The following is a 21,851-nucleotide window of genomic DNA, read 5'->3' as shown; positions in this document are numbered from 1 at the left end:
TTTAGAGGATTTCCTTCTCCTTTTCCCGAATGTATTAAGCGGGATTTTTACACATATTTTAAAGGGGCATATATACAAATGGATACACAACAACTATATTTTTTAAACGATATCGGTAAACAAAAACCAGAAAGTATTCGGAATAGAAGCGCTGCATGTCCATTTTGCGATAAAGAACAATTAACGGATATTTTAGCAACTGATGGCTCTATTATTTGGTTAAAAAATAAATTTCCTACATTACAAGATACATTTCAAACAGTGTTAATCGAAACCGATAATTGCGAAGATCATATCGCAACATATACAGAAGAACATATGAGAAAATTAATGCAATTTTCTATTCAACATTGGTTACACTTACAGAAGAACAAGGAGTTCGCATCTGTGATTTTATATAAAAATCACGGTCCATTTTCAGGTGGAAGTTTGCATCATGCACACATGCAAATTATCGGAATGAAATATGTAGATTATCTTGAAAATATTGAAGAAGAAAATTTCCAAGGGTTAATTGTTCAAAAAAATGAATGCATTGAGCTTAATATTTCAGAGCGTCCCATTATTGGCTTCACTGAATTCAATATAATCATTGATAACATTTCATATATAGATGAAATGGCAAATTACATTCAGCAAACTGTACGTTACATACTGACAGATTTCCATAAAGGATGCAGTAGTTATAACTTATTCTTCTATTACTTAAATGGAAAAATCATTTGTAAAGTTGTTCCTAGGTTTGTCGTTTCACCGCTGTATGTAGGATATAAAATACCGCAAGTTTCTACAAAACTAGAAGACGTAAAAATACAACTAGCGGAGTATTTCACAAAATGACACGATTATCAAAAAAAATAGAGTAGGTATCAAAACCTACTCTTTTATTACACCTTTATTTCGATAGTACACATCTTCTAATCCGATGTTATACTTCATGTTATTATCCGTCCACTCTGGCCCTAAATTCCCTGGCCATCCAGATGTATTCGCTATATATTTCAGTAATGCAAAATCAGTCAAACCTTTTTGCACCCCACGCTTATATCCTTTCATTAAATGCGGCATTGCAATTTGCGCATTTGTACGTGGATCTTTCAGCTCATCATCAGTTAAATGCTCTGGTGCAAGCCCGCCGCCGCGGTGTAGTTGAAACAATCCGAATGAAGTTCCATTATCTCCAACACTTCTTGGATTTAATCGACTTTCATGCTCGGCAATTGCAAGAGGTATCCATTCTGGAAGATTTACTTTCTTCGCTTCCTCTATAATGATTTGTTTCATCTGTTTTGCTTCTTCTGAATCAACATAGCTTGTTCCATTCACTAGCTTATCCATTCCTTCAGACTTTCCTTGGAAATATAAATATACTCCAAGAACAACTAAAAATCCTACAAAGAATTTCTTCACTACCTCTACCTCTTTCTCCGCTGAAATTTGTCCCCTTTCAGCCTTCCCTTTACAATTACCTACATTCTATTACTCTTTTATCATAGCAAATAACTATACATATTATCATCATGCTTTAGACCGATTTTGTGAAAAAACAGCTGGTAAATACGTGCAAAAATGTAACTTTCATAGACTATAACGCATTTATTGTATATAATTGTAAACTGAACTCTATATATAGAATAGGAGCATACAAAATGAAAAAATGCCTAACACTCTTGTTCAGCATTTTACTACTCATCCCTACCTACACCTCTGCACAAACATCATCAAAACCAAAAGTACTTGTTTTGTATAGTACACAAGACGATAAATTTTCAAATAATGTCCAAATCCTTAATACTCAATTAGGACATTTTACAAATGATATAACCGTAAAAAACTTAAAAGAAGCAACTTCAATTAATAACGTATCCTCCTATACACATATTGTTTATATCGGTGAAACAAAAGAAGCGTTTTCTGATGAAACGAAACAATTTCTAGAAAACTTCTCCGGCCCTGTATTAGTATTAGGACAAAATGTTGAACAATTATCTAAGCGTTTTTCTTTCATTACTTTGAATAGTGATGATATACGAGTTAATAAAATTGAATATCCAGACAAGAAGCTAAAAAATACCTTAGAGGAGGAACGATTAATTCAATCATTTGATACGAATGGAACTGTGCTTGCTAACGCCTTAAGCTCAAATAACACTAACCCACTAATCGTTCAGCATGAAACATCTTATTATGTTGCAACACCTAACCTCTTTGACTGGATGTCTCATTACGTCGGTGAAATGTTATTTTCTTATTTCAGCCAAAAACCAACGAAAAATAAAGTTGAAGCTTATTTACGCCTTGAGGATGTTCACCCCGCAGCAGATATAAATCAATTGAAAGAAATTGCTGAATTACTAAAAGAGAAAAAGATGCCTTACATGATTACTGTTATTCCGGTATATAAAGATCCAGATACAGGAAAGATAATACATTTAAAAGATAAACCAGAACTAGTTAATCTTTTACGCTCTATGCAAGATGATGGTGCAGCAATTATTATGCATGGTTATACTCACCAATTTTATGACAGTGAAACAGGTGAAGGCTTTGAATTTTGGGATGTAAAAACAGATCAACCAATTCGCCAACCGAAGCATGAAAAACCGAAGACAAAAGATGACTTTCCAAATATAGAGTCATATAACCAATATGTAAAAAAAGGGGAAGAATTCGAGGGAAAATATACGAAAGATCATATCGAAAAAGGAATTCAAGAACTTGTAGATGCTAAACTATATCCTGTTGCCTTTGAAGCACCTCATTACACGATGTCTCAAAAAGGATATGAAATATTATCAAGGTACTTTTCAACTTATGTAGGACAGCTACAGTTAAATGATACAACTTGGAAATCCATGCACTCACCATATTATACAAGTACTCCATCATTTTTACATGGAATGAAACTATTGCCTGAAACAGTCGGATTTATTGAAGAAGATACGCCACAAACTACTGCTAAAATGAAAGAGCGTGCTCTATCTGTTTCTAAATTATCTGATGGAGTTATTGGTGCATTCTATCATCCTTACTTAGGTGCGAAACCATTAAAAGAAGTGTTAAAGGATCTAGAAAGTATTCCAAATATAGAATGGATTGATTTACAAAAGGAAAAGAATGAAGTAAAAATGAAAGATATTCATATTACGACGAATAAAGACGGCATTCACGTTGAAAAACCAACCAGTGCGAATGACATAATTGATTATATAAAGCAATATGGCTTCTTCCTTATACTGGGGTTCGTTATCATTGTCTTTCTTTTATTATTAAAACGTGCGAAAAAATTAGAATCCTAATACAAAACCACCGAGCGGACCGCTTGGTGGTTTTTTGTCCTATATCAAACCGTGGCATTTTATTAAATAAATTCAACTTTTACTTCTTCCGTTACATGATTAAAACTATAATTCTCCTATCCTTTCAAATAAAATCGACTTGTATTTTCATATATTGTTTCTGCGACCTTATCAATGGATATGTTTTTTATAGAACTAATTTCCTTTAATACCTCTCGAATCATTCTTGGGTGCGTTATAACATCTTCTTGAAATTCCCACGGACCATCTGTTTCTACCATCATATATTCAAGCGGATAATACGAAACGATTTTTCTAATCTTCTCCTTATGTAAAACATCCGGTGTAATCGAAATATAATAACCATTTCTCATCATCCGTTTCATTGTTTCATCGCTTCCTTTAAACCAATGGAAGTGTGCACGTGAAACTTTATATTTCTCTAGCAAATCACATACAATGTCAGCATCTTCATAAACTGCGTGTAATACAATCGGCAAATTATACTTACTAGCTAGTTCTATAAATTTTTTCAATACAGCTATGTATGGATCTGCAGCAATTCTTTCATCTTCTTTTCTCAAATAATAGGGCAAACCTACTTCACCAATCGCAACAATTTCCTCTGCGTTCTGTTCAATAAGTTGATAAATCTGTTCACACTCTTCTTTATGAATCTGTTGCTCTGGATGAAACCCTATCGCTGGATATATAAAGGGATACTTCTTCGCTAAAGATAACGTTTCCTTACAAGATTGATAATTCATAGATACCGCAATAAGCCCCTTTATTTCCTTACTATTTTCCACCTCTTTTAGCAATCTGCTCTTCTCTTCATCCTTATATTGATCAACATGTATATGACTATCAATCCATTTCATCTTTATGCCCCCATAAAAAAAACAAGAAAGGACTTCCTTTCTTGTTTTAGCATCTATATTATTTAACAATTAAGTTTGTTATGATATCAAATAATCCAATACACACTACGGCAACAGTAAAGTAGCTACAGAAATCTTTAATTGGTAACTTCACTACTTCTTCTTTACGCATCCCATTTTTCTCCCTTCTTACTAGATCCCTAATTATTTTTCTATCTGTATCTATTATGCAAAAAATATGACAAATTTACTATCGAATTAACTTACGTAAACCTTACAATGTTGTAAGGTTTAAAAAAGGATCCCCATCTTTATTCAGATGAGGATTATTAAAAATTAGTTGGTTTTTCATTCTTCATTACAAACAGAAAGTAATACATTGAGACTTTCTAGTTACACTATATGAAAATTACTATCTTTTAACTATCGAATTACATTACAGAAGGCTTACATGTTTGTAAGTTATGTGTAATGTAATTCGATAGTTCCCCTTACTTATATTTCGTACAATAAAGTTAGAAAGTAAGCCAAATAAGAAGAACACTCACATAACCAAATTACATTGCTAGTAGCTACTCTTCTTATACCTTTCACCCATGCTACTACAATGTACCCCCTTCCCCTTTATATAATAAAAAAGCCTTAGTCTATATGGACTAAGGCTTTTTTGTTAATCTCAAAAATACCCTTACCCAGTATTTTTATTTTCGACAAAAAATAGCCGGGGGTATATTTCACTATCTCATCGTTAAAAGTTTGCTCTTCGCATTTATAGGAATATTTGCAACCTCAATCTCTTCAATCGATTCACCGTAACGTCCTTTTGCAAAAACCTTTAATGCTTCATCTCTCTTTAACATATGCTTAACCGTTTTCTTTATTTTCTGCTCTCTACCACGTTCATCGAATGCAATAAATTCATATTCATACCACTCATCACCAATATGCTGACCAATTGTATTCACAACCGTATAGTATTCTTTCGTCTTATAAAATGGATTATATTTATCGATAACTGGTCCAAGTTTCGTAGGCAGTAACATTACTACTATCACTATCATCGCTATTATAGTAGTGATCATTTTTTTCTTCATAATAAACATTCCTCCTCTGCAGGATATATATACATCCATTTTAAAAAGGGGGAATAAAATCTACTATTGAATCTCATTACATTACACTTACATTTTTGTAAGAATTAAAAAAGGTGAACGAATTTACTCGTTCACCTTTTAGCTTGCTTTAAAGCCACCGCCAAGTACATCACGTACATCATGTATAACAACGAAAGCATCTTCATCTACCCGGCTAATAACTTGTTTTAACTTAACAAGCTCTTGTTTATTAATAACAACATATAAAACTTCTTTATTTTTACCAGTATATCCGCCGCGCCCTTCTAATACAGTAACACCGCGTGTCATATTTTTCGTAATAGCTTCACGAATTAAATCTGGTTGATTCGAAATAATCGTAACAGCCGTTTTTGTGTCCATTCCTTCTACAATGAAATCAATCACCTTCGCTCCAATGAACACAGCCACAAGTGTATACATCGCCTTTTCTTGCCCTATTATAAATACAGAACCAGCAATTACAACAATATCAATAATTAGTACGCCTTTACCTACACTCCAACCTAAATATTGATTTGCTAACTGAGCTAAGATTGCTGATCCTCCCGATGTACCTCCGGCTTTGAACATACAACCTAATCCAATTCCCACAAATAAACCAGCAAATAAAGCTGCTAATAATGTATCACTATTTACATGATACTCAATATGTTCTGTAACGTATAAAAACAAAGATGTTTCTACAATCCCTAAAATTGTATAAATCATTGTTTTCTTATCAAAAAATTTATAACCAACAGCTAGTAAAATTGCATTTATAGCAAAGTTCACAATTCCTGGTGACCAATCAAATAAGTAGTACGTAACAACCGTTAAACCAATAATTCCACCTTCCGATAAACGGTTTGGAATTGCAAAGTAATTAATACCAATTGCGAATAATAATGAACCAATTGTAATTAGTGTTATTTCCTTTATACGTTGATTAACCATAGTTCATACCCTCCCCCCATTTGACATTGTATCACTATCTCCTAGAGGTTTAGAAGTGGTTTTTATTCCGCATTTTCCCTCTTGAAAATTGAAATATTATGTTTAAACAGAGGGTTGATTAATTATTCATATTTGCTCTAACTGCACGGACAAATCGCTCCACATTCCCTTTCTGAATATACTTAGCGCGAATGGTTTCATGACTACAAGTAAATTCAAAATACGGATGAAAATCTATGCTATCTATATACAAATATGAATACTCTTTAAATGTTGAAGAATAGTACGGAAATTTCCCGTAAAAAAGGAGACGTCTAGTAGTGGCAACAAAAACCCCATGTTGATACGATAATATAAAATTATCCTTCTCAAATATCCCTACCACAAAAGCCAGAATCTTTTCATCATCATCTACATACTTTTTCATACTCGATAAAAGTTCATTCATGCATATTCCTCCAAATTCTATTCACTGCATTAACACTTGAAAAGAATCCATGGATTATTACAGACCGGTTTAACTCCTTTATAAAGTATGAAACGCGTTTCCTGTCAAAGATATTTCAAAAAAATAATCCGTTATGCGATTATACACATAACGGATTACGATTAAACTGTAGAGCGTTCCACAAGTTCGTATGGAATTTCCAGCTTTTCTTGTTCAGAACTCTCGTCATTCACTTTTCTATGCAACATTTCAAAAGCAGTTTTCCCTATCTCCTTTAAATTTTGATCAATAGTTGTCAATTGTAACACTTGCGAGATAGGTTGATTATCAAAGCCAATAATCGCTAAATCCTCAGGAACTTGAATCCCTAATTTTTCAACCTCTGTCATAACCCCAATCGCAACTTCATCACCTGCTACTATTAATGCTTCAGGAAGATCCTGCATCTCTTTTAACTTATGAGCCACTTTTACACCATCTTCTAGTGTAAAACATTCTGTAAAAATCCATTCTTCATTAACCTCTTCGTCTATAGATTGCAATTGCTGTTTATAAACATCAAAACGCTTTTGACTACTCGGCCCTAATTTTCTTCCCGTACAATAACCAATTTTTTTATAACCTTTCTCAATCAAATAATCCATTCCTAATTGAAAGGCCGCTGAATGATTCGTATATACACTTGAGATGTTTGAAATATCATTGTCTTCACAAGCAATTATTGCGCCGTAAGAAGCATACGGTTCTATCGTTTCCCAATCATTTGCACGTGAACAAATAATAAGACCATCCAATTGTTTTGTTTTTAACATATGTAAACTTTTCATTTCTTCTTTTTTATTATAATTCGTTTGGCAAAGTAGCACCCTGTAATTATGCGCTAACGCAGTCTCCATCATTCCGCTCACCATCGCATCAAAACACGGATGATTAATATACGGTAAAATCACACCAACAATATTCGTTTTTCCTTTTGATAAATGAACAGCATTTGCGTTTTGCGAGTAATTCAATTTCTCAACTATCTCTATAACCGCTTTTCTTTTTTCTTCACTTACATATGGGTGATCATTCAACACTCTCGAAACAGTCGTAACTGAAACTCCCGCCATCTTTGCAATATCTTTAATATTAGCCATACACTCACCTCTACCTTTAACTTAATGAATCTCATGAACATATGTCAAATCTTCTTATCATTACACCTTCATTCGTTTCTCTTACAAAAGTGTAATTTTTCTGTAAGCTAATTCGATAGTGACTTTCCGCAACATTTCATACAATTAAGTCAGAAACAAGGTAACAACTATTTGAAAAGGAGCGGATTAATATGATGAACAAAATAAAAACGAACAATTTCTTACATACAATGGGCATGGTATTTTCCGCTCTTATCGACGCAAAAGCTGTTGCTTCTACATTAAACAAGTAAGGAGAATGTATTATGAATAACATCACTTTTAACAAATTAGATTTTTTAGGACTAGCTAGTGGCTCGATTCTTCTTACTGCTTTTATTTACGCCGCTACGCTTGTATAACTTTGTGTCCCCTTTCCCCTTTATTATAAATAGTAATAGAAAAGACGACCGTCTATGCCCGGTCGTCTTTTCTTATTTTTGATTTGATTGCAAAGCTTCTTTTAACTCCTCAAACTTCTCATTTAATTGATCCGTCATCATTTTCATAGCGGTTTTTCGATCTATTTGTTCTCCAGCCTCAATTTGAATTGGATCTCCAAAAATCAATTGTGCCTTTTTCCCCTTTATTAATTCTTTTACACTTGATGGACCAACATAAGCTGCTGGTACTAACGGAACATTGGAACGCATCGCAATTGTCACAGCACCCGCTTTTAATGAAACATCTTCCGCTGATCTTGTTCCACTCGGAAAAATCCCTACTACCTTTCCTTCTTTTAATAAACGTGATGGAATTTTAAGTGTACTTGGTCCTGGATTCGCACGATCTACAGGGAATGCATTTACATTTTTAAAGAACCAATTTTTGAATTTCCCTTCAAATAATTCTTTTTTGGCCATGTAATGAATTTGAGTTGGATACATCCCTGTAGCTAACATTAATACATCCATAAAACTTGTATGTGTACATGCAACAACATAGGGTCCACCTTCTGGTAGCTTTTCTCTTCCTTGTACTTCTACTTTCCCAGCTGTTTTAAATATATATTTCAACAAAAATGTAATTGGTTTATACATTTATTTCGTTCCTTTCTAAACATCCGAAGTATAATCATATTCTTATAATAATTATAACACTAAGTTTTAGGAGTTGGTAATAAAATTAAGGATGAATTGTTAAATTTCAATTCTTACAAAAGTGTAATTTTCTTGTAAGCTAATTCGATAGTTACTTCTTACTATATTTCATACAATTAAGTCAGAAACAGGGCAACAATTATTCGAAAAGGAGTGGATCAATATGATGAACAAAATGAAAACGAACAATTTCTTAAATACAATGGGCATGGTATTATCGGCTCTTTTCGATGCAAAAGCTGTTGCTTCTGCATTAAACAAGTAAGGAGAATGTATTATGAATAACATTACTTTTAACAAATTAGATTTTTTAGGATTAGCTAGCGGCTCTCTTCTTCTTACTGCTTTCATTTACGCTGCTACGCTTGTATAACTTTGTGTCCCCTTTCCCCTTTATATAGAAAAAGACGACCGTCTATGCCCGGTCGTCTTTTTAATTTTTTCTTTCTTTCAATTCTTTTAAAAGCTGTATCAGCTCAGCTTGTTGTTTTATCTTTTTACGACCATTTCGATTAATTGCTGCAAGCTCACAGGCAACTCCGACGGCGAAGAAAAACAATAAACTTTCTAACATGTGAAATCCTCCATTTGCCTATTAAACAGCTTGACGTAATTGTTCTTCTTGTAAAACTCTCTTATTTATATTTTCTTCTTTTCTCTGGCAAACGTTATTGCGAATAAGCGCTGCAATAACAAGTACAGTCCCTATAATATCAAACATTGTGATTTGATACCCTTGCATCATCATAATAGCTAAAGTCGTAATTGGTACAAAATTAATAAATAAAATCCCATTAATGGATGATAAAATTTTCACACCATAGTTCCAAGCAAGTAGCGCTACAATACCTGGCAATGTCATCATGAATAACAAATCATATTTCACAATAGAAATCGTTCCCATACTCGGAACTGAAATATATCCAAGCGACGTAATAATTACCGTTATAATTCCTGTAACAGTCGTACCGAATACACACGTCAACGTAGAATAACGTAATGTTGACCAATCACTACAAGTTTGACCACCCATCGTATAAATAACCCACCCTACAACACCAATAAATATAAATGCTAATGGGAACATATTATCTTTCAATGTTACAAAGAAACTCATGTCACCTTTTGTAATAACAAACACAGCTCCTACAAAAGCAATAACCATACTCGTTATCATATACTTCTTCGGTTTTATATGCTTATATCCCCATAAAATACAAATAGAAATCATCGGCATAAGTGCTTCCATAATGGAAGCTACCATTACACCCGACTTACCCATTAACATTTGCCCTAAAAATATGAGGACATTATATACTGTAAATGCCATCGTTCCAAAAAAGACGAGTAACTTTCCTCTTCCCTCTAAACAAAATGCCTGTTTTCCTTCTTTCACTAACAACAATACAATCAGCATTATCGCCACTGCTCCATAGCGAATAAGCGAAAAATAAAATGGATCTATGTATTCTAGCGCATGATCAGCAACTGGAAACATCGCTCCCCATGACATACTCGCAATTAAACACGCCAAAGCCCCTATTATCATTTGACCTCTTCTCACCGCAATCCCCCGTTTCTTTCTATTTGCACAAAGAGAATTGTAAAAGAAAAAATATATCACGTAAAATGATTCAAAATGATGTTAACTATCATTTATAATGATAGTTAACATCAAGGGGGATTACAAAATGGAATTAAGAGACTTACAAATCTTTAAAAGCGTTGCCGATCAGGGTAGTGTAAGTAGCGCAGCAAAGGAATTAAATTATGTACAATCAAATGTAACTGCACGTATTAAACAACTAGAAAACGAATTAAAAACCCCACTCTTTTACCGCCATAAACGAGGAATGACTTTAACAGCTGAAGGAAGAAAAATGCTCGTTTATGTTAGTAAAATTTTGCAAGATGTCGACGAACTAAAACAAGTATTTTTAGATAGCGAAACACCTTCTGGTATATTAAAAATCGGTACAGTCGAAACAGTAAGTACACTGCCTACCATTTTATCTTCTTACTATAAAAGCTATCCGAATGTCGATTTATCATTACAAGCGGGTCTAACAGAAGAATTAATTAGAGAAGTACTTGATCATCAATTAGATGGCGCCTTTATATCAGGTCCTATTAAACATCCACTAATCGAACAATACGATGTTAGTACAGAGAAATTAATGCTTATAACACAAAATAAAGCCTTTCATATAGAAGAATTTACAACAACGCCTCTACTCGTTTTTAACCAAGGATGTGGATACCGCTCCAAACTAGAACGTTGGCTTAAAGACGAAGGTTTGCTACCAAAAAGAATTATGGAATTCAATATATTAGAGACAATATTAAACAGTGTTGCACTCGGTCTCGGAATTACACTCGTACCACAGTCTGCTGTCCATCATCTTTCTAAAGCAGGTAAGGTACATTGTCATGCAATTCCTGAAAAATACGGCAGTATTTCAACGGTTTTCATACGCCGTAAAGATAGCTATATGACGAATTCAATGCGTAGTTTTTTAAAAACTATTGAAGACCATCATCATATCAATATGCTGTGAAAGACATTCTTACATGAATGTCTTTTTTTCTTACAAAAGTGTAAGTCTTTCGTAAGCTAATTCGATAGTTGGAAGTATCCATATTCCCTATAATTAAGACATAAGCAGGGCAACAACTATTCGAAAAGGAGCGGATACGCATGATGAACAATATGAAATCAAATAAATTTTTAAATACAATGGGCATGGTGCTATCCGCACTTGTCGATGCAAAAGCTGTTGCAACTACATTAAACAAATAAGGAGAGATTATAATGAACAACATTACTTTCAACAAATCAGACTTTATCGGACTTGCAAGTGGAGCTACTCTTCTTACGGCTTTCATTTATACACTTGCTCAAGGTCTTATTTAACACTTTGTTTCCCCAAACCCCTTTATATATAGAAAAAGCTGCTCGTCTTATAGACAAGCAGCTTTTTAGTTTGTCCCGCTTTAATGGGCAGTAAGACCCCCACCTCAAAATTCAGCGAAAGCAAAGAAATTAGGTGGGGGTCGGGCTGCCCATAAAAGTCCGATTGGTGAAGGCTAATAATCAGTGGGGGATGAAGAACCCCCACACTGATTAAAGTTTCACTTTATTTCATATACAATTTGACCTGTTTTCGTAATATCATATCCGCCAATCGCATTTAATTCATTATGAAATTCTTCCGATTGCAGAATGTCTTTCACAACTTCAATCAGCTCTTCATTTTCTTTATTCTTCAAAATTACTAAATCATACTGTTCTTTCATGATTGGAATAAAGTCCACATTTACAATTTGCGAAAACTTTTCTGAACCTACTCCTACATCAGCTTTTCCATTTGCAACTTGCGTGGCAACACCAAGATGATTCGATTCTTCCCATTCATATCCACTAATATCAGCTTTATTTAATTTTAGGATTCGTAATTGTTCATCCACTAACACTCTAATACCAGAACCCTTTTCTCGATTCACAAACTTTATAGTGGACCCGGATATGTCAGCCCATGTCTTTATTTTCTTCGGATTTCCTTTTTGAACATAAAACCCTACATTTCTGGACAATAAATTAATCATAAGACATGGCTGTCCTACTAAAATACGTTTTACGTAAGGAATATTATATGTACCCGTTTCACCATCAAACAAATGCAAACTAACGATACTTCCTTCTCCTTGATACATTTTCACTAAACTCGTTAAGCTACCTTGATACGCTCTTAAAACATTAGAACTTGGCAAACGATTTTCTATACGTTTAGCTAACATATCTAACGTTAGTTCTTGACCACTAATAATACACGTGTTCAAGATACTACTACCATCGTTTTTCACAGGATTAACTTGTACTTTCCCTGTTTTCATTTGCTTTATATATTGATCTAAATCTGCTGCATCAATGCGCATCTGTCTACCAACTCTATAAGAAGGAAGTTCTCCTTTTTTAATTAAGTCGTATACAGTTAATTTTGATACTTTTAATCGCTTTGCTACTTCTTCCGTTGTGTAGGAATGATGATCCATAGACGATTCCTCACTTTCTTCTTTCATTGTAACAAAGAAAAGAATATTTCTCCTATTTTTTAAAAATAGACATATGTTCAAATTACATTCAATTATAACTAGTTATATTTAGTTATATTTAGTTATAATTAGATGTGTCAAAATGAAAGGGGATTTTTTTATGAATAAATTTATATTACGTTCCATCGGGGCACTTATACTTTCTTTCCTTCTTATATTTAGCGCTGCTTGTACAAGTTGGGAAAAGCATACAAAGTCAGCTGCTAAAGAGGATAAAACAGTTGAACTGACTATCTCAGCTGCTGCAAGCTTACAAGATGCATTAAAAGAAATCGAAAAACAATATAAAGAAAAAGAGCCAAATATCAAACTTTCTTTTAACTTCGGTGCTTCTGGAGCACTTCAACAACAAATTGAACAAGGTGCACCTGCTGATTTATTCTTCTCAGCAGCAGAAGATAAATTCCAAACCCTTGTAAAAAAAGGATTCATTAATGAAAAAGAGGGGAAAAATCTTCTTGGAAATGAACTAGTTCTAGTCATCCCTAAAGATAGTTCTCTTACAAAATTTCAAGATTTAAAAGATGAGAAAATCAAAAAAATTGCACTTGGTACACCTGAATCTGTACCTGCTGGCAAATATGCAAAGGCTTCTCTAACACACGAAAACCTTTGGAATGATGTTCAAAATAAAGTCGTATTTACAAAAGATGTTCGCCAAGTGTTAACATATGTAGAAACAGGGAATGTCGATGCTGGTATCGTATACAAAACAGATGCTCTCATTTCGGATAAAGTAAAGATTGGTGAGACAGCAGCAGCTACTTCTCATGAGCCAATCCACTATCCTTTAGGTGTTATAAAGGAATCTAAACATAAGAAAGAGGCGACTTCATTTTATGAGTATTTGCAGTCAAAAGATGCACAATCTATCTTTAAAAAATATGGATTTACAGTCCTGTCGTAATTACTATGAGCATTGATGCTATTTTATCGCCTGTCTTTCTATCTTTAAGAGTAGCTGCATGCGCCACTATTCTCGTTACAATTTTAGGGACAATTGTCGGGCGAGCACTAGCTCGCTCCTCATGGCGATATAAAGTACTATTAGAAACCATATTTTTATTACCAATGGTACTTCCACCAACTGTTATCGGCTTCTTTCTCATTATCATCTTTGGAAACAACAGCCCGATCGGAAAGTGGGTTGAATCATTATTTCAGCAGTCTATTATGTTCACATCTACTGCTGCGATCATTGCTTCTACAGTTGTTGCATTTCCGCTTATGTACCAATCAGCGAAAACGGGATTTTCTATCGCAAATGTACAAATTGAAGAAAGTGCTCGTGACCTTGGCGCAAGTGAATATCAAGTTTTTCTGCACGTTACACTTCCGCTCGCATTTCCTGCCTTACTAAGCGGGATGATTTTGAGCTTTGTCCGCGCGCTCGGTGAATTTGGTGCTACACTTATGTTTGCCGGGAACATTCCTGGTAAAACACAGACAATCCCAACTGCAATTTACATGGCTATTGATGCAAGTAATATGCAACTCGCATGGACACTTGTAGTTATTACTATCGGTATGTCACTCGTATTTCTACTATGTATTCAACTTATTAATAAAAGAATTACTAACTCTTAAAGCAGCTTTTTTCGAAGCTGCTTCTTTATTTCTTAGGAAATAAAATATACCACCGGGAAATAACTGAATTTTACCTCTTATTAAAATATACATTTTATTTGAATTCACTTTCTAAAATAGGCAATTTCCTGTTATTATATGAAGGTGTTTCAAAAAATGAAGAAATGAAAACGCATTTATATCGTGAATTCTTCATCCTGTTTTAGCGATCGGTAATCTTCTACTCTATTAGTGGGGCATTACCGATCGTTAGAACGATATGTAACTATATTGGTATAGCAAACCGAAGGGAGTCTTGTAATGGACATTTTATTAGCGCTTCTTCCTGCAATTGCATGGGGAAACATCTTATTAGTAAGCGTAAAAATGGGCGGTGGTGCATATAGCCAAACGGTAGGTATGACAATCGGTGCTCTATTCTTCGCAACAATTATGTATGTATTTACTCAACCAGCTTTAACAATGACAATCTTAATTGTTGGTTTTATTTCAGGTTTATTCTGGGCTTTAGGACAAGTAAACCAATTAAAAACAGTTGAAAAACTAGGTGTTTCAACTACTGTAACGATTTCTACTGGTATGCAACTTGTTGCAACTTCTATCTTTGGGGTTATCGCTTTCCGTGAGTGGACTACTACTACAACGATCATTCTGGGAACGATTGCAATCCTATTAATCGTAGTTGGTGTTGTATTCACATCATTAGATGATAAAGAAAATGCTCAGCCACCTGGACAATTGAAAAAAGGACTTCTTACTTTAATTGTTTCTACTTTCGGCTATCTTGTATATGTAATTATTATTCGTTGGTATAATATCGATGGTTGGTCTGCTATTTTACCACAAGCAGTTGGTATGTTTGTTGGTGCGGTTGTACTGACGTCTAAACATAAACCATTTAACAAATATGCAATCCGTAATGCTTTGTCTGGTTTACTATGGGGAACTGGAAACTTATTCTTACTTCTTTCATTACCACGTGTTGGAGTAGCAACAAGCTTCCCATTATCTCAAACTGGAATCGTTATCTCAACATTCGGTGCGATTGTATTCTTAGGTGAAAAGAAAACAAAACGTCAATTGATCTTTATTGCACTAGGTAGTGTTTTAATTATCGGCGGCGCTGTATTACTTGGTATGACAAAAGCATAATCTTATATTCTATTAGTAAACCCCTGAAGCATATGTACTTCAGGGGTTTTTTAATTCTAATTATTTTCTAGATATAATTATTTGTATGTTCTTGCCCCTTATAATTGCTCTTCCACTCTAGCAAACCAGCTACACATATAAAGAGATTAATAATAGCTAATATTAGCATGAATTTCCTCCTTCTCATTATCCATTCCATCTACGGTAAGTCTTTTCTTTTTACAAAATTCTCTTAAAGATGATATCGTTTTTATAACATATCTCTACTAGAAAGGAATAAAGGATATGCTAACTAAACATCGAATTTTATTTATTGGTGCCGGTCGTATGGCAGAAGCTATATTTTCCGGATTACTTAAAACAAGCAAAGAGTACATCGAAGAAATTATCGTCTCTAACCGAAGCAACATAGAAAAGCTAAAACAGTTACAACATCAATATAATGTGTCTACTACAACAGATTGGAAACAGCATGTTACATCTGTTGATACGGTTGTTTTAGCAATGCCACCTTCGGCTCATGAAGAGTTATTAGCTGAGCTATCTCCGTTAATATCAAATCAACTAGTCGTAACAGTAGCAGCTGGCATTGGACCATCTTATTTAGAAGCTAGACTCCCAAAAGGCACGCCTGTTGCTTGGATTATGCCTAATACAGCTGCTGAAATTGGAAAGTCTATCTCCTTATATACAATGGGACAATCAGTAAACGAGATACATCAAGAAACCCTGCAACTACTTTTAAAAGGTATTGGTACTTCGCAACTTTGTACTGAGGAAGAAGTTCATCAGCTTACTGCAGTTACTGGAAGTGCACCAGCCTTCCTTTATTACTTTGCTGAAAGCTTAATTGAAGCAACAAAAAGTTATGGAGTTGATGAAGAAACCGCAAAACATCTTGTCATTCAAATGATTTCTGGCTCTGCTTCTATGCTTGAACAAACGCAAAATCCAGCTAACCTTCGCGAACAAGTAACAACGCCAGGTGGTTCCACAGCTGAAGGTCTCAAAACTTTATACGAATATAATTTTTCAGAGGCAATTCAAAAAGCAGTAGAAGCAACAAACAAAAAAGCTAGGGGGAAATAATATGATTTTAACAAATTTAAAAGACTATACAACATTACATAACGGTGTAAAAATGCCTTGGTTTGGTTTAGGTGTTTTTAAAGTAGAAGATGGTTCAGAAGTAATTGATTCTGTAAAAGCAGCAATTAAAAATGGCTACCGCAGCATCGATACTGCAGCAATCTATCAAAATGAAGAAGGCGTTGGGCAAGCGATTCGTGAATCCGGTGTTTCACGTGAAGAATTATTTATTACCTCAAAAGTATGGAATAGCGATCAAGGATATGAAACAACGCTTCAAGCATTTGAAACTACATTAGAGAAATTAGGTCTAGAATATTTAGATTTATATTTAGTACATTGGCCTGTAAAAGGGAAATATACTGAATCATGGAAAGCATTAGAAACACTTTATAAAGATGGCCGTGTTCGCGCTATCGGTGTGAGTAATTTCCACATTCACCACTTACAAGACGTATTTGAAATTGCTGAAATTAAGCCAATGGTCAACCAAGTGGAATACCACCCACGTTTAGCACAAGAAGAGTTACATGCATTCTGTAAAGAACATAATATCCAGCTTGAAGCTTGGTCACCATTAATGCAAGGACAACTACTAGATAATCCAACGTTACAAGAAATTGCGACAAAATATAATAAATCAACTGCGCAAATTATTTTACGTTGGGATTTACAAAACGAAGTTGTAACAATTCCCAAATCAATTAAAGAACATCGCATTATTGAAAATGCAAACATCTTCGACTTTGAATTAAGTGCTGATGATATGAAAGCAATTCAAGCTTTAAATGAAGATCGTCGCGTTGGTCCAGATCCAGATAACTTTAACTTCTAGTAGAAAAACCACTGCCATATGCAGTGGTTTTTCTATTTAAGAAAACTGAAAATTTAAACTATATTTCATTTAGTTGACACTTCATTATTCAAGGTGTAAGATTTTGAATTATCAAAGAAACACAAAAATTAATAAAATTTATTCGTTTACTCATTGTATCAAGAGAGGTGGAGGGACTGGCCCTTTGAAACCTCGGCAACAGGTTCATTTTGAATACTGTGCCACTTCCTGCAAGCTTTATGCTTGAAAGATAGAATGAGGGACTTCGTTTATATACGGGTGCATAACTTGTACGTAAAAATCCCTCTTTCTCAATATGAAAAGAGGGATTTTTTATTTTTCATTTCCCTCATCATCATCCAAACTTAATTATTTAGGAGGAAAATCAAATGAAAAAGAAGTTTGTACCCGGTATTGCATCAGTTGTAGGAGTAAGTATTTTATTAACTGGTTGCGGTAGTTATAAAAACGAAGCAAGCGGAGCAAATGCAAAAGACGAGGCACCTAGTAAACAGGTTTTAAACTTATCTTCACCTACTGAAATACGAACAATGGATACGGCTCGTGCTACAGATACTGATTCTGGTCAAGTAATGAGAAACGTATTTGAAGGTTTGTATAATCTTGGTGAAGGTAACAAACCTGTTCCTGGTGTTGCAAAATCTCATGAAGTAAGTGGCGATAAAACGAAATACACATTCCATTTGCGAGATTCAAAATGGTCAAACGGCACTCCTGTTACAGCTAAAGATTTTGTGTTCGCTTGGCAACGTGCCGTAGATCCAGCAACAGCCTCTGAATATGCATTTTTATTCTTTGATATTAAAAACGCAACAAAAATTAACAACAAAGAACTTCCAGCCGACCAACTTGGTGTAAAAGCAGTTGATGACCATACGTTTGAGGTAGAATTAGAGCGTCCTGTTCCTTATTTTATTAGCTTAACAGCGTTCCCAACATTTCTACCAATTAATGAGGAATTCTTTAAAGTACAAGGTGATAAGTATGCTTTAGAAGATAATACAATCTTGTACAATGGAGCTTTTACACTAAGCGATTGGAAGCACGAACAAAGCTTTAAATTTAAGAAGAACCCTACCTATTGGGATAAAGATACTGTCAAACTAGAAGAAATCAATTTTAATGTCGTAAAAGAAAAATCAACAGAAGTAAATTTATTCGAGTCAAAACAATTAGATCGTATAAAACTAACATCTGACTTCGTCGATAAATATAAAAAGGATGCTAACTTTAAAGAACGTCCAAACGTAGGCGTACAATTTTTACGTATGAATCAACAAAACAAAGTACTTCAAAACGTTTCTGCACGCCAAGCAATTGATCAAACAATTGATAGAAAATCCGTTGTAAATACGTTATTAAATGATGGCTCTACACCAACATTTGGTCTCGTTCCAAAAAACTTTGCAAAAGGACCTGAAGGAAAAGACTTCCGTACTGCAAACGGCGATTTAACAAAAGTTGATACAAAATCTGCACAAGAGTTATGGAAAAAAGCTAAACAAGAGCTTGGTTCTGAAAAGATAACATTAGAATTATTAACGAGTGATGCTGACCTTGATAAGAAAACTGGTGAATTCTTAAAAGGACAACTAGAAAAGAATCTAGATGGATTAACAGTAAATATAAAACCTCAGCCGCGTAAGCAACAAGTTTCGCTTTTATTAAAAGGTGACTACGAAATCGGAATTGATGGCTGGAGCCCTGACTTTGCGGATCCAATTACATTCCTTGAGCTATTTACAACGAATAACCCTTATAACTTAGATCATTACTCTAATAAGGAATTCGATGAAACAATAGCAAAAGTGAAAACAACTTTAGCTGGTGATGAAAAAGCTCGCTGGGAAGCATTACTAGCATCCGAGAAAATATTATTTAAAGACTCTGTTATCGCTCCTCTTTACCAAAAAGGCGAATCTTATTTAGAACGTTCTTATGTGAAAGGAATTGTGCAAGTAGACTTTGCAGGTCAATTAAACTTCAAGTGGGCAAAAATTGAAAAATAAAGTGAAACTTTAATAAGTTGGGGTTTCTTCATCCCCACTTATTATTAGCCCACACCAATTGTTTTTTTAGCAAAATATATTAAAAATAGGTTCTCTCACACATGAGAATCTGCTTTTTTAATATATTATTCTGAGAAATTAACAATCTATTTTTATTATTGACATATAGTTCTTTTCAGTGTTAATATTCTAAATAATCAAAGAAACAAAATATTTCACCATCAAAATATAATGTCTACTACGTTGAAACATATAACGATAGATTATAGTTCAACATGTATATACATATAGAACACCTGATTACCTATAAACAAATATTTATAATAGGTTTTATCTCCTTCTATAGCTACTTCAAGACACGGACATTATGACATTATGACGTTACGAACAACACATTTAGGGAGGAACGAACAATGAAGAAAAAAGTTGTACCTGTTGTTGCATCTGTTTTAGGGGCAAGTCTATTACTAACTGCTTGCGGGGGAAATAAAGATAATGCAAGCGGAGCGAAAGCAAACGATAAAGCACCTGATAAACAGGCAATTAACTTATCATTCGCTTCAGAAATTCCAACAATGGATGTTGCAAAAGCAACGGATGGGGAATCCATGAACGTAATGCGTAATGTTTTTGAAGGGCTATATGCAATGGGAGAAGATAATAAACCGGTTCCTGGTGTCGCTGAGTCGGTTGACATTAGTCCCGATAAAACAAAATATACATTCCATCTCCGTGATTCAAAATGGTCAAACGGTACTCCTGTTACAGCAAAGGACTTTGCCTTCGCTTGGCAACGTGCCGTAAATCCTGATACAGCAGCTGAATACGCATTCTTATTCTTCGATATAAAGAATGCGAAACAAATAAACCAAAAACAATTGCCAATTGATCAACTAGGGGTCAAAGCTGTTGATGATAAAACGTTAGAAGTACAACTAGACCGTCCTGTTCCCTACTTCTTAAGCTTAACTACATTCTCAACATTCTTACCAATTAATGAAGAGTACTTAAAGTCTCAAGGCGATAAATATGGTTTAGAAACAAATCATTTAATTTATAACGGTGCTTTCACATTAGATAACTGGAAACATGAACAAAGCTTCCAATTGAAGAAAAATCCTAACTATTGGGATGCTAAAACTGTAAAATTAGAAGAAATCAACTTCAATGTCGTTAAAGATAAGTCTACAGAAGTGAACTTATATGATTCAGGACAAATTGATCGTGTTGCTTTAACTGCAGAGTTTGTTGATAAATATAAGAGCGATCCAAACTTCAAAGAACGCGCTGAAGTCGGTATTCAATTCTTACGATTAAATCAGAAAAATGAAACATTAAAAAATCAACATGCACGCCTTGCTATTAACGGCGCAATGAATAAAAAAGCTTACGTAGAAACAATCTTAAATAACGGCGCTGTTCCAGCTGAAGGAATGGTTCCTGCGAAATTTGCAAAGAGCCCAGAAGGCAATGACTTCCGTAAAGAAAATGGAAATCTAGTCAAGGATGATGTGAAAACAGCGAAAGAAAACTGGAAAAAAGCAAAACAAGAACTTGGTACTGACAAAGTAACAATCGAACTATTAACAAGTGACAATGCTTTAGCTAAAAAGACTGGTGAATATTTAAAAGGTGAATTAGAAAAGAACCTAGATGGATTAACAGTGAATTTAAAACCACAACCACGTAAACAACAGCTAAAACTACTATTAAGTGGTGACTATGAAATTGGTATTGACGGCTGGGGCCCTGACTTCGCTGATCCAATTACATTCTTAGATTTATTTACAACAGATAGTGCTTATAACTTCGATAAATACTCTAACAAAGAGTACGATGAGCTAATTCATAAAGTGAAAACAGATTTAGCTGGCGATGAAAAAGCACGCTTTGAAGCAATGAAGCAAGCTGAAAAAATTCTATTACAAGACGGCGCTGTCGCTCCTTTATACCAACAAGGCCGTTCTTACTTACAACGCTCTTTCATTAAAGGACTTGTAACAACTGACTTCGGTGGTGAGTTTAACTACAAGTGGACAGAAGTTACAAAATAATAAGTGCTAATAAAAA

The 21,851-nt window shown here is 34.3% G+C and carries 23 protein-coding genes and 1 riboswitch; of the genes, 13 read left to right on the top strand and 10 right to left on the bottom strand.

All coding sequences use genetic code 11. The features are described from left to right. Positions 1-78 precede the first annotated feature (78 nt). Entirely contained in the window at positions 79-840 is a 762-nt protein-coding gene (locus tag BC_RS01215) for a DUF4931 domain-containing protein (protein WP_000381025.1), read from the top strand. A 36-nt stretch (positions 841-876) separates the two neighbouring features. Here BC_RS01215 and BC_RS01210 read toward each other — a convergent pair whose 3' ends face one another. Next, positions 877-1,410: a transglycosylase SLT domain-containing protein gene (locus BC_RS01210; RefSeq protein ID WP_000713249.1), complete on the bottom strand. Its 534-nt coding sequence runs from the start codon at positions 1,408-1,410 to the stop codon at positions 877-879. 239 nt (positions 1,411-1,649) lie between these two features. On the opposite strand from BC_RS01210, the gene BC_RS01205 reads away from it, so the two are divergent. After that, positions 1,650-3,299, top strand: a complete 1,650-nt coding sequence (locus BC_RS01205; RefSeq protein WP_000710601.1) for a DUF2334 domain-containing protein — start codon at positions 1,650-1,652, stop codon at positions 3,297-3,299. 116 nt (positions 3,300-3,415) lie between these two features. On the opposite strand, the gene BC_RS01200 is transcribed toward BC_RS01205, so the two are convergent. From BC_RS01200 to BC_RS01180, 5 genes are all read right to left on the bottom strand, one after another. Next, positions 3,416-4,180 (bottom strand): TatD family hydrolase, encoded by a 765-nt coding sequence (locus BC_RS01200; protein ID WP_000871102.1) that lies wholly within the window; start codon positions 4,178-4,180, stop codon positions 3,416-3,418. A 737-nt stretch (positions 4,181-4,917) separates the two neighbouring features. Continuing rightward, positions 4,918-5,274, bottom strand: a complete 357-nt coding sequence (locus BC_RS01195; RefSeq protein ID WP_000728422.1) for a YxeA family protein — start codon at positions 5,272-5,274, stop codon at positions 4,918-4,920. Between the two features lie 138 nt (positions 5,275-5,412). Further along, entirely contained in the window at positions 5,413-6,249 is an 837-nt protein-coding gene (locus tag BC_RS01190; protein WP_000248045.1) for a YitT family protein, read from the bottom strand. A 118-nt stretch (positions 6,250-6,367) separates the two neighbouring features. Then, entirely contained in the window at positions 6,368-6,697 is a 330-nt protein-coding gene (locus BC_RS01185) for a PH domain-containing protein (protein WP_001004246.1), read from the bottom strand. A gap of 161 nt (positions 6,698-6,858) precedes the next feature. Next, entirely contained in the window at positions 6,859-7,836 is a 978-nt protein-coding gene (locus tag BC_RS01180) for a LacI family DNA-binding transcriptional regulator (RefSeq protein WP_001273903.1), read from the bottom strand. 305 nt (positions 7,837-8,141) lie between these two features. Between BC_RS01180 and BC_RS01175 the strand changes: the two genes are divergently transcribed. Then, positions 8,142-8,237, top strand: a complete 96-nt coding sequence (locus tag BC_RS01175) for a DUF3948 family protein (protein ID WP_001059999.1) — start codon at positions 8,142-8,144, stop codon at positions 8,235-8,237. A gap of 72 nt (positions 8,238-8,309) precedes the next feature. Here the strand turns inward: BC_RS01175 and BC_RS01170 are convergent, their stop codons facing one another. Beyond that, positions 8,310-8,915, bottom strand: coding sequence for a lysophospholipid acyltransferase family protein (locus tag BC_RS01170; protein ID WP_000277778.1), 606 nt, complete (start codon positions 8,913-8,915; stop codon positions 8,310-8,312). Between the two features lie 337 nt (positions 8,916-9,252). Between BC_RS01170 and BC_RS01165 the strand changes: the two genes are divergently transcribed. Continuing rightward, positions 9,253-9,348, top strand: a complete 96-nt coding sequence (locus BC_RS01165) for a DUF3948 family protein (protein WP_001060007.1) — start codon at positions 9,253-9,255, stop codon at positions 9,346-9,348. Positions 9,349-9,408: 60 nt separating this feature from the next. On the opposite strand, the gene BC_RS01160 is transcribed toward BC_RS01165, so the two are convergent. Next, positions 9,409-9,549, bottom strand: coding sequence for a YrzO family protein (locus BC_RS01160; protein WP_000894065.1), 141 nt, complete (start codon positions 9,547-9,549; stop codon positions 9,409-9,411). 21 nt (positions 9,550-9,570) lie between these two features. Beyond that, complete coding sequence (locus BC_RS01155; protein ID WP_002182372.1) at positions 9,571-10,539, bottom strand: DMT family transporter; 969 nt, start codon at positions 10,537-10,539, stop codon at positions 9,571-9,573. Between the two features lie 127 nt (positions 10,540-10,666). Here BC_RS01155 and BC_RS01150 point away from each other — a divergent pair, with 127 nt between their 5' ends. Next, positions 10,667-11,533, top strand: coding sequence for a LysR family transcriptional regulator (locus tag BC_RS01150; RefSeq protein ID WP_000423031.1), 867 nt, complete (start codon positions 10,667-10,669; stop codon positions 11,531-11,533). A 254-nt stretch (positions 11,534-11,787) separates the two neighbouring features. Continuing rightward, positions 11,788-11,889, top strand: coding sequence for a DUF3948 family protein (locus BC_RS01145; RefSeq protein ID WP_001060017.1), 102 nt, complete (start codon positions 11,788-11,790; stop codon positions 11,887-11,889). 218 nt (positions 11,890-12,107) lie between these two features. Here the strand turns inward: BC_RS01145 and BC_RS01140 are convergent, their stop codons facing one another. Beyond that, positions 12,108-13,028: a substrate-binding domain-containing protein gene (locus BC_RS01140; RefSeq protein ID WP_033685430.1), complete on the bottom strand. Its 921-nt coding sequence runs from the start codon at positions 13,026-13,028 to the stop codon at positions 12,108-12,110. Between the two features lie 160 nt (positions 13,029-13,188). Here BC_RS01140 and modA point away from each other — a divergent pair, with 160 nt between their 5' ends. The 7 genes from modA to BC_RS01105 all read left to right on the top strand — a co-directional run bounded on the left by modA (position 13,189) and on the right by BC_RS01105 (position 21,835). After that, entirely contained in the window at positions 13,189-13,995 is an 807-nt protein-coding gene (gene modA, locus BC_RS01135) for a molybdate ABC transporter substrate-binding protein (protein WP_001031846.1), read from the top strand. A gap of 5 nt (positions 13,996-14,000) precedes the next feature. Continuing rightward, positions 14,001-14,675: a molybdate ABC transporter permease subunit gene (modB, locus tag BC_RS01130; RefSeq protein WP_000020526.1), complete on the top strand. Its 675-nt coding sequence runs from the start codon at positions 14,001-14,003 to the stop codon at positions 14,673-14,675. A gap of 300 nt (positions 14,676-14,975) precedes the next feature. Then, a complete protein-coding gene (locus tag BC_RS01125) occupies positions 14,976-15,827 on the top strand; it encodes a GRP family sugar transporter (protein ID WP_000353544.1) in 852 nt (283 codons plus the stop codon). Positions 15,828-16,112: 285 nt separating this feature from the next. Next, positions 16,113-16,916, top strand: a complete 804-nt coding sequence (proC, locus tag BC_RS01120; RefSeq protein WP_000956251.1) for a pyrroline-5-carboxylate reductase — start codon at positions 16,113-16,115, stop codon at positions 16,914-16,916. 1 nt (position 16,917) lies between these two features. Continuing rightward, the gene (locus tag BC_RS01115) at positions 16,918-17,751 is read left to right on the top strand and encodes an aldo/keto reductase (RefSeq protein ID WP_000604155.1); all 834 of its coding nucleotides are present in this window, start codon (positions 16,918-16,920) and stop codon (positions 17,749-17,751) included. A 152-nt stretch (positions 17,752-17,903) separates the two neighbouring features. Beyond that, positions 17,904-18,008: riboswitch (SAM riboswitch) on the top strand. Between the two features lie 132 nt (positions 18,009-18,140). Further along, positions 18,141-19,781 carry a peptide ABC transporter substrate-binding protein gene (locus BC_RS01110; RefSeq protein WP_000726483.1) on the top strand — a complete coding sequence of 547 codons (1,641 nt, stop codon included), beginning with the start codon at positions 18,141-18,143 and terminating at the stop codon, positions 19,779-19,781. Between the two features lie 413 nt (positions 19,782-20,194). Next, the gene (locus BC_RS01105) at positions 20,195-21,835 is read left to right on the top strand and encodes a peptide ABC transporter substrate-binding protein (protein WP_000731086.1); all 1,641 of its coding nucleotides are present in this window, start codon (positions 20,195-20,197) and stop codon (positions 21,833-21,835) included. Positions 21,836-21,851: the final 16 nt, after the last annotated feature.

Source organism: Bacillus cereus ATCC 14579 (genome assembly GCF_000007825.1).
In the GTDB taxonomy this organism is placed as follows: domain Bacteria; phylum Bacillota; class Bacilli; order Bacillales; family Bacillaceae_G; genus Bacillus_A; species Bacillus_A cereus.
Note: the sequence above shows the minus strand (reverse complement) of the source record. Positions and strands in the feature narration are given on the sequence as shown.

Bases quoted from the DNA above. Each gene is read 5' to 3' on its own strand.
- BC_RS01215 (WP_000381025.1), top strand. From the start codon at position 79: ATGGATACACAACAACTATATTTTTTAAACGATATCGGTAAACAAAAA.
- BC_RS01205 (WP_000710601.1), top strand. From the start codon at position 1,650: ATGAAAAAATGCCTAACACTCTTGTTCAGCATTTTACTACTCATCCCT.
- BC_RS01200 (WP_000871102.1), bottom strand. From the start codon at position 4,180: ATGAAATGGATTGATAGTCATATACATGTTGATCAATATAAGGATGAA.
- BC_RS01195 (WP_000728422.1), bottom strand. From the start codon at position 5,274: ATGAAGAAAAAAATGATCACTACTATAATAGCGATGATAGTGATAGTA.
- BC_RS01190 (WP_000248045.1), bottom strand. From the start codon at position 6,249: ATGGTTAATCAACGTATAAAGGAAATAACACTAATTACAATTGGTTCA.
- BC_RS01185 (WP_001004246.1), bottom strand. From the start codon at position 6,697: ATGAATGAACTTTTATCGAGTATGAAAAAGTATGTAGATGATGATGAA.
- BC_RS01180 (WP_001273903.1), bottom strand. From the start codon at position 7,836: ATGGCTAATATTAAAGATATTGCAAAGATGGCGGGAGTTTCAGTTACG.
- BC_RS01175 (WP_001059999.1), top strand. From the start codon at position 8,142: ATGAATAACATCACTTTTAACAAATTAGATTTTTTAGGACTAGCTAGT.
- BC_RS01170 (WP_000277778.1), bottom strand. From the start codon at position 8,915: ATGTATAAACCAATTACATTTTTGTTGAAATATATATTTAAAACAGCT.
- BC_RS01165 (WP_001060007.1), top strand. From the start codon at position 9,253: ATGAATAACATTACTTTTAACAAATTAGATTTTTTAGGATTAGCTAGC.
- BC_RS01160 (WP_000894065.1), bottom strand. From the start codon at position 9,549: ATGTTAGAAAGTTTATTGTTTTTCTTCGCCGTCGGAGTTGCCTGTGAG.
- BC_RS01150 (WP_000423031.1), top strand. From the start codon at position 10,667: ATGGAATTAAGAGACTTACAAATCTTTAAAAGCGTTGCCGATCAGGGT.
- BC_RS01145 (WP_001060017.1), top strand. From the start codon at position 11,788: ATGAACAACATTACTTTCAACAAATCAGACTTTATCGGACTTGCAAGT.
- BC_RS01140 (WP_033685430.1), bottom strand. From the start codon at position 13,028: ATGGATCATCATTCCTACACAACGGAAGAAGTAGCAAAGCGATTAAAA.
- modA (WP_001031846.1), top strand. From the start codon at position 13,189: ATGAATAAATTTATATTACGTTCCATCGGGGCACTTATACTTTCTTTC.
- modB (WP_000020526.1), top strand. From the start codon at position 14,001: ATGAGCATTGATGCTATTTTATCGCCTGTCTTTCTATCTTTAAGAGTA.
- BC_RS01125 (WP_000353544.1), top strand. From the start codon at position 14,976: ATGGACATTTTATTAGCGCTTCTTCCTGCAATTGCATGGGGAAACATC.
- proC (WP_000956251.1), top strand. From the start codon at position 16,113: ATGCTAACTAAACATCGAATTTTATTTATTGGTGCCGGTCGTATGGCA.
- BC_RS01115 (WP_000604155.1), top strand. From the start codon at position 16,918: ATGATTTTAACAAATTTAAAAGACTATACAACATTACATAACGGTGTA.
- BC_RS01110 (WP_000726483.1), top strand. From the start codon at position 18,141: ATGAAAAAGAAGTTTGTACCCGGTATTGCATCAGTTGTAGGAGTAAGT.
- BC_RS01105 (WP_000731086.1), top strand. From the start codon at position 20,195: ATGAAGAAAAAAGTTGTACCTGTTGTTGCATCTGTTTTAGGGGCAAGT.